Origin of the sequence: Bacteroides sp. OF04-15BH (genome assembly GCF_003477995.1) — a bacterium.
Lineage (GTDB): Bacteria > Bacteroidota > Bacteroidia > Bacteroidales > Bacteroidaceae > Paraprevotella.
This window is the reverse complement of sequence record NZ_QUEM01000025.1, coordinates 42,570-56,203: the sequence shown is the minus strand read 5'-3', so window position 1 is coordinate 56,203 and position 13,634 is coordinate 42,570. Positions and strand designations below refer to the sequence as shown.

Genomic DNA, 13,634 nt, shown 5'->3' with positions numbered 1-13,634 from the left:
AGAAGGACGCTGAAGAGCTTAGTTGCGGATTTGAGGATTTTCTGAAATAAGTTTTGCAACGTCAGCTATTTCATCTTGCGTCTTGCTGATTTCTTTTGCAAGACGCGCCATTTCATCTGGATCTGTGGCTGCCTCATATTGTTTTAATAGGTTGTTTAATTTTTTGTTCTTTTGGTTATACGTGAAGGTTTGTATGTTGATTACATATCTTGCTTCTTTTTGGTTCTCTGTAAATTCATCTATCAGAACATCGAAATTATTTTGAATCTTGAAGTATACTTTTCTTATTTCATTTAAAGCACTGTTTATTTTCTTGTTAAACTCTTCAATATTATTACTTAAATCCTTACTGGTCTTATTCTTTAGAAATTCCTTGTCGAATATTGCCATTTCAGAAAGTGTAATAATCTCCACAAATGAACGTTTGGAGAAATCAACCAAAAATACTGAAGACATTTCTTGTTTTCTGTATATGGCGGTATTGTCTGTTAATTTGATCTTTTCATATCCATCATTTATCAGATCATTTTCAGAATTCCATGTAAAAGGATGATTCACAATCTTGACATATTCTGAGACGATTGAATCAGAAACATTTGTCGTGAACATTTTATCCGTCTGTTCCAATAGGCGAGCGTTGTTCTTATCGAAAATATCTTGACTACTCTCCAACAGACTGTCTAACTGTTTCTCTGATAGTGTAGAAAGATATTCTTCTAATTTTTCGTCGACTTCGATATCAAAATCTATGTCTTCCTCATTGGTATGGTATCCTTTGATGATTGAATCCAATTCATTAGAATAGTCATCAAGCATATTACGGTCTAATAATAGCTCATTTTCGGCATCCCATGTAACAGAACAATTCTTTGGTTTTGTATTGCTGGTAAAAGGAGCTGTAGCAACCCAAAGATTTTTCTTTTCATCGTATGATGCTGGTATACTTTTAATGGAATTGTCCAAACATAAAACATGAACATGAACGTTGCTTACCTTTTCGGGAGAATTATCCGTAAAATCAACCAAGAATGTAAAGTCCGGATAAGAGGGCCAATACCAATACGTTGCAGACTCTGCCGACGGATTCTGAAAATCATAAACTGTTCTGTATTCGTACAAGTTCAAGTTTGCCGCAGTATGAGCCGTGTTCAACATTGTTACGGTCTTTACCTCGATAGCATTCGTATTATAAAACAAATCTTTCTCTTCGGAAGCTAATACGAGATTTTGTTTTGTTGTTACTTTAGCATGTAATTTATGCTTGGATAAATTATAGGGTTCATTCAGTTCACATGTTGTACTCCATACGCCATTGGCCAATGATGTAGTTTGTCCAATCAATACGTCATTGTCATAAATTTCAATGGTTGACTTGCCTATAGCTGTTCCACTGATTGGAAATGTTGTTCTTGCCACAGTGGAAGGCACATTGATAGACAGATTCTGAGCCGTATAATGGGCTGAACCAATCGGCTGTAAAATTGTGGATCCGTTCAGTTCAAACTGTGTGTATGCTGTAGGAGCATATTCGCCACCATCCGTAGGGATGACACAAAAACGCACACGGTCTGCACTGTTACTCATCGGAATGGTAAGGCGATGACCATTTAGGGTATAGCTGCTGATGCTATTCCCTACCATGACTGAGTTCTCTACAAAGGAGCATTTCTCAGGGATATCCACGATCATTTGCACATTACGTACACTGCCGGAATAAGATGGTTTAAAGTCGAGATTACCAGTCAATGTCAGATAGTTACCTATGACGATGCTTGGTTTGTTGACGGTAAAAGAGGTATTCTCTCCTGTATAGTATAACTTGCTTTCGTCAAGCATCGGCACTTCTTCAATGGCAATGGTGGTAATACAACCGCTTTTCACTTCAACTTTGTGCTGTACATAGTCCTTGTTTATTGTCAGTCCGACATTAGGCAATTGCTTGAGATCGTAAATGGTATTAAACAATTTACTGCTTCCCATGGTTACAAGTGTATATGTTCCATCTTGTAAATTGTCAATTGCTATTGATGCGTTGGTATAGTTGTATGACTTGATGTATTTTTCAGTTTCATCGTAAAGCATTGCAACTACTGCTTCATTCGAGTTCTTTGTGAAACTTGCCTGGATTTTACCCAACTCTACAATCGGGAAGGTGGCATCGGCTTGTTGGTCTTTACTGATTACAGCTGTGGCTTTTACGGGTGTGAATGCAGCTGTTCGGCTTGTTGCTGTCAATTCAATTTCATCACCGGTTGCAACTTCTTCCAATAACACAATCTTAGGATATTGCACATTGAATTGTGTGATACTCTTCTGCTGTGTTTTGTTGTAAATTGTGTAATCCACATTATTGTAGTCGCTGTACCATTCTTGCTTTTCTGCCGTCCCACCTTCTACTACCGATGGGGTATAAGTGAATGCTAACGAAACGGTTGCACCTGTGATAGGCTTCAACAGCACATCATTTAACTGAACATGCTGCTCTCCATTTACCAGAGTATCGCATGCATGAGTTTGACTGATGTAGTCGGTTGCAGCTACGGTAAGTGTAGTGGGTACACCGAAAACAGTCAAGGTATACTCACCCTTGCTGTTTGTCTTGGTAGTCACCGTATTGGTATACTTACCCGCAAAGGTTTGGGACGCACTGATTGTAGCACCATTAATAGAACTATTGGTCTGAATGTCTTTTACGCATCCAGACAATTCAACCATCCCGATTGTTGTCAATCTGACAGGAACTGTATTGTTATCTTGCTGTATGGTGTAGATGCCTTCTGCTGGTAAGTTATACTTCATGGCAAGTTCCTTGCTTAAAGTCAATTTGTATTTTACCTGATAACCTACAGGAAGGCCGCTAAGCTGCGCACCTTGCACCAAGTAATTACCAAGAGTATCGGTCCATGCTATTTGAACTTGCGAGGTAACGTCTTCACTTTCAGGAGTCAGAACGGATAATGTGACATTCTGCGGTTTTGATAAGGCGGTAAATGTCGTGGTGACGTCTTCATCCTTAATTTCCACATTTTCTATTTGTCCAAACACATCTCCGCGTTCATTTCGAATAATGATATTCCATGAAGTATTGCAGATGATATTGGAGAATGTATAGCTTGACTTGTCTGTCATGATATAGTGGAGACGTTGGCCGCTCTTTTGGTTTATCAGCTCCAGCCACATCTGGGAGAAGTCTTTCGGATTGATGCTTTCGGGTAAGGAAACAGTGATGCTCCTTATATCTTCTTGTATAGGCAGAATGGTAAAGTCTTTCCACCCTTCTGCATCTTGGTATTGGGCGATTGCAGCTGCTGGTACATAGACAATCAATCCTTCCTGTGTATTCTCAAAGACACGGTCTTCCAATACCGGTGGTGTCATAGCATAACAGGTAATGGATGTCAATGATTCGCACCCTTCAAAAGCACGATAACCTATTTTCTCAATACTTGCCGGAAGGTAGACTGATACCAAATTTGTTCCGTCAAAAGCATACGAAGGTACCTCCGTCACTCCTGCAACGCGACTCAAATCAAGTAGAGAACAGTTCTGGTAGCTGTTGGCGATACCAAAGTCGTTACTGTTGATCCGTCCGGCTACAGTTATCATCGTAACTTCTGAACTGTTGCTACCTTTTATTGCTTCTGAAACAGCATTGTTTAGTCGACCTTCGGTAAAGTCATCCACGATTAATTCACCGGTTTCCTTATCCCAGAAATTCTTTGCAGGATTTCCAGGGAGCGGGGGATCAAATTCGAAAACACCATATATCTTAGAATCACTATGAGGTATCACATAGTAAAATTCTCGTGATGAAGAAATGATTTCGCCTTTTTCATTCTCCCAATGCAAGAAATTGTATCCTGTATTGGTATAAGCATAAAGGCGAACATTGCTTCCTGCTGTTTCTGTAACACTATTTGTGTTGAAAGAACCACCGCCATTGGGTTTTGAGTGTAATGTTACAGTTGACTTTTGGGCTGTTGAGTCAGGATTTGCTGGTACATCGGGATCATAGGTGTATAGCGCAGTCAGATGGGAATTTCCCTTTGGCATGTAATAGTTAAACGAAGTTGAAGTTGATACTGTCTGATCGCTTTCATTTTTCCACGCTATAAATTTATATCCTGTATTACCGTAAGCACGCAAGTTTATTTGTGCGTTTGCCGCATATTTTCCTCCATTGGTATTCAAACTGGCAGCTCCCTCGGGAGATACAGATGTAGTTAGAGTGAAATATGTTGTAGTATCCGGCATGGCTGGGTTGTCGGGTACAGTGGGATCATAATCATATCTTGCCTGTAAAACTACATCTTTTGAAGGCATTTTGTAGTTAAAACTAGTCACAGAAGAAACCAATGTTTCTCCTTCATACCATCCCTTAAACACATAACCTGTGTTTCCGGATGTTCGAAGATTGATGGTATTACCTTCTTCGTATATTCCGCTGGTGAGATTCAGTGATCCTGCACCATTGGGTGTTACTTCCACAGACAATTTGTAGGTGGAAGCAACAGCCCATGATACATGTAGCAGACATACGAGCAATATGTTTAATAGTCTGTTCATCTCTATTGTTTATTTAATGACGATTTTCTTGCCGTTCTGAATATAGATACCCTTGCTCAAAGGCTCTGAGACTTTCATACCAGAAATAGTATAAATTTCTTTGGTATTCTCTTTTTCTTCATCTTCATTAACGCTGTCTATCGATGTTGTTTCTCTCTGCAAATACAGAATAAAGCGATTTGGATTTTCTACAGAACTTGCATTGAACATATAAGCGGTTTCTGAATCCAATACAACGCGCTTGTTCAGTGCTTTGTCTTCCAATACAATCTTATATCCATCAATTTCTTTTTGCAGTGCTATCGTGTAGATGGCTTTTGATGGAGTCTTTGCATATAAAGTGACGGCGTTTTCTGACAGCGGTCGTTCATTGATAGCATAATTCACATTATTGTGATATGAGTACAGTTGAGGAACCGATGCATCGGGACTAATGAACTTATTTGCGTCTTTATCCATTTCATAATCCATGGATGACTGGTCGTTGAAAACAATGCGGGTATAGTCTGTATTCTTATCGTCAGACAAGGTTAGGTTAACGACAATGCGTTTTGCTTCATTGAGGTTATTTGCCTTTGCCATAGTCTGTACGTCCAATGTTCTGGCGGTACGATTGGTTTGACGACCATTTTTATCGAAGTTGATCACTTTTTTGTCTACAGGGCATTGTACGAAAAATGCCTCTCCTGGACAAAGAATATATGAATCGTCAACAGGACTATAAGCGACGTACGTATTGTTCTTTATATTCCAAACAGTAATAGGAGCCGTGAAATCCATATAGCGGGTGTCATAATAGCAAGGATATGGGTTGCCGATAAGGTTCCAGCCTCTGTTATGAGCAAATTCACTTTGGTACTCATTCAATGTAACATCTATATTATTTGATGTGAAAATATTGTTTTTCCTTGCATTGTTGATGGCTTTTACTTTAAAACCACTAAAATCTTTCCATGAATTTTCTATATAACGACTACCTTGGATAATATATCCCTCACCGGCATTTAAAATGTCATCACCATTTAATCGTATCCAGGTTTTGTTGACTTCTCCAGCAGCTCGTTTGGCACCGTCATATTTACGGATTACCCAATTAGTAGTACCAGCTTCTGTAGGTTGTATCTCTGAGACCTTTACATCAAATGGGAATGTAACAAATGTCCATCTGTCATTTCGCGTAAAAAACTGAACAGACACACTGTCTGCACGAAGATGGGAGTTGTTTACCAAAGAGCAGAAATTTTGATTTCTGTTATTGTTGTTATAATCCCAGTTTGGATCCCAAATTAAAGAGAAGTTATTCATGGATAAGGTGCCTGCACCATTAACCGTTAAGCTACCATAATTATAATAATTTGAACCCTTTTTATCGTGGATAAGAGCTACGTTGGGTTTATAGTCTGCAGGAATTGTTTCCGGCAAAGTCAACTTCAGATTAGATAACACTGTGAAATTTTCCGGCAGATAATCAATCGGCTTTATCGTTGGGAATTTGTCCCAACCTGTTGTTTGCTTGTATGTGTTGATAGAAAGTGCAGGTACATACAATTCACGTCCTGCCATATCACAACCGTATGGAATCTGGTCTGTCATATACGGTGGCTCTATTGACAGGCAAGTTACTTTTACAAGATTATCACAATGGTCAAAAGGAGAACTGTTGGCAAGCACCAATGAACTTGGAAGAGTTATTTCTTTCAAAGCATCACAATGGTAGAATGCATTATCCCCAATTTGATATAATCCCTCATTAAATAGAATATCGGTCAGAGCTTTGTTCTTGTAAAATGCGTTATTTCCAATATAAGATAATGTTGTTGGGAATTTTATTGTTTTGACCGAAGGACAATCGCTAAAAGCATGTTCTTCTATTCGGGTTAAACCTTCTGCAAATTCAATATCAGTTAAATTATAAATGTCACCAAACGCATAGGGAGATATTGAAGCCAATGAAGCTGGCAACTTCACTTTCTTGATGTTGTCACAGCTATAAAATGCATACCCTTCCAGAGAAGATAGTTTCTCGGGTAAGATAACTTCTTGCAGATTGTTGCATCCGGCAAAAGCATTTTCTTTTATTGTATTTAATGTTGACGGGAAGTCTATGTTTTTTAATCCATTGCATTGATAGAATGCATATTCACCTATTGTTACCGAATTCTTTGGCAGCTTTATTAACTCAATTGCAGAACGCTGATAAAAGAGTTTATTCGGCAGGTCTTTCATATTTACATCTGCCAAGTCAATTTCACGCAGGCTGGTCAAGCGAGTTTGTATTGTTGTGATATCATCCGCATTTAATGTTCCAGAAAGTTTGATACTTTTTACGTCAATAAAATTTTCTACATATTTTAATATAGAATCTCCCAATGACCCAGGAACATCCACTGAAATATCAAGATATGTATATGAAAGGCGCTCCATTAATCTATTCATTTTCTGAATAGCTGTTTCTACCTCTTCATTGGTATATGCTCCGGTTTCATGTGCGGCAAGAACTTCTGCTTTGAAATTGTTTGCTTCTTCAATTGTTGCCGGAGATACAAAATTATCCAAATTGCTTATGCTGTCTGCAAGCATTTGGTAACTTTGATAAAGTTTTTCGTACGCAATAATGTTTTCTGCAAAAACATTATTCTTTGTAAAGGCATATATACGTGATTTTGTTGCATAATCCACAGAAGACTTCTGTTCAAGATATTTTTGAATCATCTCCTTATAGTTTTTGCTCATCGGCTTTGACACAAGATCTGTCAAGTCATCAACTATGGAATTCAACAAAACATTGACCTCTTCTTCTGTGTAATAAGACAGGCTCATGTTGTCCCATGCAGCCCAACGATCAATATCAGAATTGGGATAACAATGAATGCCAGCGGTCAATGATTCGGATTCTTTAGGTTCATAATAACTCCAAACCTCTGTTTGATACATATTTCGCTTTAAAGCAGCGGGAACTCTATTGTAGGAAGAAGGCACATAACCTCCATTATATTCCCATCGGTACGAGCCGTTGTAAATGTCTGTTTCTGCAATTTCTGAAAAGACACTCGGAATAGATACCTCATCTTTTCCAATGAATAGTTTTTGATCGAGAGGATTATCTTTATGGGCAATAGCTTCATTATTATCATTATAATAGTTTAGGCCACATGCATTTGCTGATAATTTGTACAAACCTGCTGCCATATTCGTAAAGGATTGTTCACATGTCCAATTCTTCCCATATTTATGAGCTTGAGTGTTGTTATCATAGGTAGATCGGTCATAGCTGCCTTTCCATCCATCATTATAGTCAAAGAAAGAGTTTGCCAAGGAAGTTCCTATTAGTCCGAAATCCATATATGCGTCACGTCCACCTGTGTCACTGACCTTAACAGCTAAGACATTATCGCCTGTTTTCAATAAATTTCGAACATTATAAATATTGGTTTTTGCATAGTTTGATACGACTGCACTTGATGAATATATCAGTGAATCATTTAAATATGCTTCACATCCATCATCATGTACACAATAAAATTCAAGTACATTTATATTGTTAAGACTTTCAATATTAAAATGTCTTCTCACCAGATATGTTGTATTATTATCTCCCCAAGGACTCTGATAGTTGGGCCATTTGTTATTGGTACTTAACGGGCCGTGAATTGTGTTCCATTCCTTCTCTTGGAAGTTGGTTTTATACCACCCCTCGGGAATAACTCCGCCATCAATAGGCAATTGGATTCCAACACCAGTCCATTGCTGTTGTGAAGTTTGTCCGGATTGCAATAATACTTTTTGTGCTTTTGTGTCGTTGCAACAAACTGATGTGGCAACAAGCATCATTAAAAAGCTTTTTTTCATTTTGGTAATTATTTAAATTAGAGTTTATGAAATCATTTATTTATCATTTCTTCAGATGGTATATGACTGGTTTAATTAGTTGTATCAATCAGATAGTTAGGAACCAACTGTCATCTGAAGAGTCAGTCCAAAAGAATATGGAGAAACCACATCACGGATTTCTTTTATTTTTGGAAAAGATGATAAGTCACAATTTAAGTTTGATTGCGTCAGATGTAGCTTCTATATTGTTGTGTCCATCTGATGATTTACGCTTTAGTTTTCGTTGCAGTCATCTTGCTTGAGATGATCAAATTCAGTATACCCCTATGCTTATGTTAATTATTAATTTCGGCACCATTTTTTTAATCTTGTAACTACCTTTGTCTTTTACTGTTAGCAGTAAGTCTTTGATTCTGTAACATCAGATTGTGTATTATATCTCTGTGGAAGATCCTTGATTTTACGACATTTTTTGTAAATGGAAATTTCGGAAATCTTGTTTTCATCATAACCATAGCATGCATTTGATGGTTGTCGTATCAATGATGATACAGGCGAGTCGTTACAGATGTTGCAATTCTGATTTCTAGGTGCTTATTGTATGTTATTTTGATGTACTTCCATTTGAAGGAGTTACCTAACTCGATTAACAGTTATTTTTAGTTAGATTCTCCAATAGATATCAGTCTATTCTGGAAGATAGATTCTTTATGTCATTATTTTTTTTGATTTATATTTGGGTTAATTGGCGTTCAAAAGTACGAAAATATAGTGATACGAACAAAGGTTTTTAAAAATAATATATTGTAAATCAATATTAATGCACTAGTTTGATATTTCTGCATAAAAACTTATAAGACATTGTACTTTTCTGTCTATGTTGAAAAAATTAGATAAGAATAGAATTCAGGGTATTTGGAGGGAATATATGAATAGATAAAGCTGTGCTTAAATATTTTAACGGACTTCTTGGAGTGAAAAATAGACTGTTGTCAAATAATGATATCGAAAATATTATCTATGTTTGTATTTTGTTGATTTGCAAAATCATATTATAGGAAGGAGCCAGTATTGGAGATAATAAGGTCTTTCAGGTATACTTAAGTATACTTCTGTAAAGAAAACTTTGTAGTTTTTTTTCTGATAAGAAAAGAGTTCTTATTTTTGAGCAGATCAGAATGTAAAGAGTCATTTTTAAGTATGTAGTTAAAAGATATTTTGTTTTGGCAGATAAAGAATCCTGCTGTCAAAGCAAGAAAATGTAAAATGATAGGGTTCATCTAGATTTGTTTTATGAAGCATTTGTTATGTACCATTTTATTTTGTGGTTTGTCTTTTGGGGGCATTCGCAGTTATGCACAAACTTCGCAGGTTGTTTTGGGGGATACACTTGTGTCCGATTTTGAATATCTTGTGGAAATGTTGGAAAGTACACATCCGGATCCTTATACCGGTTTCGGTGGAAAATTCTTTTTTCGAAAGGCTGCTTTTGAATTGGAAAACAGACTACGTTCCACACCTCACAGTATGCAGGATTTTTATGATCAGGTTTCGGCTTTTCTTTCAAACATACGGGATGGGCATACTTGGCTGTCCAGTCCCGCTCCATCGGGGGAACAGATGCAGCGAATGCTACCGTTACGTCTGAAGGTGATACCGGAGGGACTTATTGTGAACGGTTTGCCTAAGACATACCGTCACTTGTTGGGAAGCCGGGTGCTCTCGATCCAAGGTGATTCCCTGCAGGCTGTGTTGACTCGTGCTTCACAATTGAGAGCATGTGAGAATCTTTATGACAGCTATACCCTTATATGCAACCAAATATTGCACGAAAAATTCCTGCACCAGCTCTTTCCGAGACAGAAAGATTCGTTGTGTCTGACTTTGCTGTCACCCGATAATCGTACGGAGCAGGTTACTCTGCCGTTGGAGTCTCCAGAGAAGGCTTATGCCGACATAACCGCATTTGTTTCCACTTCCATGCAACTGCCCAAAAAGCAGTTGGAATATCGGTTTATCGATAAGGAGAAGCAGGTGATGTATATCAATATTGATATGATTTACGGTCGTGACAATTTTGAATTCATGTACAATAACGGATGGGGAGGAATGGAGCAGCTGGATAGTTACTACCGGAATTTGGGTATGAAGAAGCCTGCTGATACACTTGAGGCAATCAAGAACCTTGCTTCCTTCTCCGAAACCTTTGCGGAAATGCTGACAGAAATGAAAGATAACCGGTCGACTACATTGATTATTGACCTTAGAGGCAACTCGGGAGGATGGACACCCATTACGCTTCCTACACTCTATCAGCTTTATGGTCCGCGTTGTATTACCGTTGAAAATGGGAAATTCTATCAGCTCATTTCTCCTTTGTTGCTGCAAAAGCAGAATACAGACCTTGCCCATTTTAACAGTGCCCGGAAAGCCAATTGGAAAATGGGAGATTATACTTTGGGTGTAGAGGATACAACGGCATCAGTTCCTACAATCGAGCAATTGTGCCGTGACAATATTTATATGACCAGTGTGCCTCATTTGTTGGCAGCACAGAACGAAAAGCCGTTGTATACTCCCCGGCATGTTTTTGTGGTCACAGACTGCAATACCTTCAGCGCAGCTTTTCACTATGCATTTTATTTATGGAAATTGGGAGCTACGGTTGTAGGCGTACCGAGCAGACAGGCACCAAATACCTTTATGGAGCAAACCACGTTCAAACTTCCGCTTACCGGTTTGCGGGGGAGTATTTCCAATTCCTTGCAGATATTTCTGCCAGGCAATGATCGGCGAGCCAAGACCTTCTATCCGGACTGGATGCCATCTTATGAGGACTATAAAAAATATGATTTCGATAGAAATGCGGAAATTCTTTTTCTTCTCGAAAAATTGAAAAAGGAATTCTGATACTAATTCTTATTCTCCGGCAATCTTTTTCAGAATATAAATGATTCATTCTGAAAGAGATTGCCGTTTTTTTATAACTACAGATGTGCCATTCTGGAAACATCTGTTTCTAAAAAATGAAGGTTCCCTGATATATTCTTTTCTGTATTCTCTTCTTTAATAATGTTGACGCCCCAATACTGCACCTCGTAAAAACAGATTTGAAGGCTGGTGATGTTTTGGAGCGATACAAACATTTTGTTGATGTTTTAATAAAAAATAACAGTTTTTCGAGTAGAAGAGGTTCCTGGCATCCCTCTCTGCTTATAAAGACAAACAAAACATAGGAGGATAGAAGATGAAAACATCAGATATAGAAAAAGACTTGCTTCGCCGTATCAGCGGACAGAACCTTGTGAGCGAAGAAAAAATCTTTTCGGGGCAGGAAACCGAGCGCAAGCCCGCAGAGAAACCGAAGAAAAAGGGAAACGGTCTTGCCGACATCGCAGGAATGAATGAGCTGAAGGATTTTATCAAAGAAGGCTTTATCAATGTACTGAAGAACCGTAAGTGTGCCGAGGCGTATGGCATCAAACCGCCGTCCATGCTGTTCTATGGTCCGGCTGGTTGCGGGAAGACATTCTTTGCCGAGAAGATAGCCGAAGAACTCGGTATCAATTTTATCAAGATTGTGCCTGATGATCTGGCCTGTACGTGGATTCATGGCACACAGCAGAAAATCGGCGAAGTGTTCCGTAATGCCGAGAAAGAGGCACCCACATTGCTGTTTTTCGATGAATTCGATGCTATGGTGCCCAAGCGTTCCGGCGGTGAGGAAAATCAGCATTACAATGGTGAGGTCAATGAATTTCTCTGCATGCTTAACAATGCTTCCGAACGGGGAGTCTACGTGCTGGCTGCGACCAATCATCCGGAGTATATCGATAAGGCAGTATTGCGTACCGGACGCATCGACGAGATGGTCTATGTCGACATGCCGGATATGGAGGCACGCAAGAGTCTTTTTGCCTTGTCTCTTTCGAAACTGCCGTTTGAAGAGGATATCGATATGACCCGTTTGGCAGAACTGACAGAAGGATATAATTGCAGTGACATTTGCTATATTGTGCAATCGGCAGCACGCAAGATGTTCAATGCCACGATAAAGGAAAAGGCAGAAGACTACCGGCGCATCAGCCAGACTCTTCTGGAGGAGGTCATTTCCAAAAAGAATCCTTCGGTCAGCAAAAAGGAGTTGCGCGAGTATGAGCGGATAAGAGGCGAGTTTTCACCGAAAGATGAAGGATGCCGTCCTGCCGTGATCGGATTCAGATAAAAGAAGTAAAAAACCATAAAATAATACGACTATGAAAGAAAAACTTTTTGAAGCATTCAGTGATCTGGGATTTGTTCTGGAGCCAGAGGAAAATGCCAACTATAGCTTCACTTATGAAGGGATGAATTTCTTGCTTGTCTATAACGACAGCGACGAGGAGTTTCTCAGCCTGTCCTTGCCCGGGATCTATGAGTGCGAGGAAGGCAAGGCACTGCAAGCCTGTGCCTTGATGGAGAAGATTAACTCAACCCTGAAATATGTCAAGACCTTTATATGCGGAAGCAGTATCTGGCTTTTTTATGAAAGAGAACTGATTGGCGATGAGGATTTTATGAAGACAATTCCTCAAATGATCATTCGATTGGTTTCCGCCCTTAAATTTGCCCGTAAGGTAATGGCGGAGATTGAAGAGGCTACGTCGGATGCCAGCAGCGAAGAGGGTAGTAAGGAAACGGTTGCCGAAGAAGTGACTGATAATGATGAGGAACAAAACTAACAGGAGGAAAGCAAGATGATTAAGAAAGAAATGATTCAGGAAGCCATTGAAGCCAATGGTTACAAACCGCAGATTGACGAAGACGGCGATATTTTTGTACGCTATCAGATGAAGTGTTTCTATTTTTTGACCGGTGACGATGAAGAACCGTTTGTTTCGGCCTTGTTTCCGCAGTTTGCCGATATTGAGGAAGGCGAAGAGGCGTTGACTCTGGCCGTCTGCAATAAATTAAGCCGGGAAATCAAGCTTACCAAAGTCTATATTGACCGGACCTTGAAAAGCGTTTCAGCCAATTGTGAGTTCTTCTATACCGATGAGGAAAGCCTGAAGGTTAATGTGGGGCATATCCTGCGAATATTAGGTATGATAAGAAGCACCTATTATGAAGTGAAGGCTGAATTGGGTAATCTGGAATAACTTATCTGAGTGAGTCCTAAATGTTGATATTCGTTGCAGAATGCCGTGAAAGACAGATGACGGTGCAAATCCCCGCTATCTTCTTTCACGGCATTTTTT

Annotated in this window: 6 protein-coding genes; 4 read left to right on the top strand and 2 right to left on the bottom strand. The window is 39.0% G+C overall.

Annotation, left to right across the window (positions count from 1 at the left end; translation table 11 throughout):
• Positions 1–18: 18 nt before the first annotated feature.
• Together DXA74_RS11485 and DXA74_RS11480 are read right to left on the bottom strand one after the other, a co-directional pair.
• Entirely contained in the window at positions 19–4,566 is a 4,548-nt protein-coding gene (locus DXA74_RS11485; protein ID WP_118527730.1) for a leucine-rich repeat protein, read from the bottom strand.
• A 9-nt stretch (positions 4,567–4,575) separates the two neighbouring features.
• Positions 4,576–8,415 (bottom strand): leucine-rich repeat domain-containing protein, encoded by a 3,840-nt coding sequence (locus tag DXA74_RS11480; RefSeq protein WP_118527728.1) that lies wholly within the window; start codon positions 8,413–8,415, stop codon positions 4,576–4,578.
• Between the two features lie 1,611 nt (positions 8,416–10,026).
• On the opposite strand from DXA74_RS11480, the gene DXA74_RS11475 reads away from it, so the two are divergent.
• The 4 genes from DXA74_RS11475 (at position 10,027) to DXA74_RS11460 (ending at position 13,535) form a co-directional block, all read left to right on the top strand.
• The gene (locus DXA74_RS11475; protein WP_233550523.1) at positions 10,027–11,307 is read left to right on the top strand and encodes a S41 family peptidase; all 1,281 of its coding nucleotides are present in this window, start codon (positions 10,027–10,029) and stop codon (positions 11,305–11,307) included.
• 337 nt (positions 11,308–11,644) lie between these two features.
• Complete coding sequence (locus DXA74_RS11470) at positions 11,645–12,622, top strand: 26S protease regulatory subunit (RefSeq protein WP_118527724.1); 978 nt, start codon at positions 11,645–11,647, stop codon at positions 12,620–12,622.
• Between the two features lie 31 nt (positions 12,623–12,653).
• A complete protein-coding gene (locus DXA74_RS11465) occupies positions 12,654–13,118 on the top strand; it encodes a hypothetical protein (protein WP_118527722.1) in 465 nt (154 codons plus the stop codon).
• A gap of 15 nt (positions 13,119–13,133) precedes the next feature.
• Entirely contained in the window at positions 13,134–13,535 is a 402-nt protein-coding gene (locus tag DXA74_RS11460) for a YbjN domain-containing protein (protein ID WP_118527720.1), read from the top strand.
• Positions 13,536–13,634 lie beyond the last annotated feature (99 nt).

Bases quoted from the DNA above. Each gene is read 5' to 3' on its own strand.
- DXA74_RS11465 (WP_118527722.1), top strand. From the start codon at position 12,654: ATGAAAGAAAAACTTTTTGAAGCATTCAGTGATCTGGGATTTGTTCTG.
- DXA74_RS11480 (WP_118527728.1), bottom strand. From the start codon at position 8,415: ATGAAAAAAAGCTTTTTAATGATGCTTGTTGCCACATCAGTTTGTTGC.
- DXA74_RS11460 (WP_118527720.1), top strand. From the start codon at position 13,134: ATGATTAAGAAAGAAATGATTCAGGAAGCCATTGAAGCCAATGGTTAC.
- DXA74_RS11470 (WP_118527724.1), top strand. From the start codon at position 11,645: ATGAAAACATCAGATATAGAAAAAGACTTGCTTCGCCGTATCAGCGGA.
- DXA74_RS11475 (WP_233550523.1), top strand. From the start codon at position 10,027: ATGCTACCGTTACGTCTGAAGGTGATACCGGAGGGACTTATTGTGAAC.
- DXA74_RS11485 (WP_118527730.1), bottom strand. From the start codon at position 4,566: ATGAACAGACTATTAAACATATTGCTCGTATGTCTGCTACATGTATCA.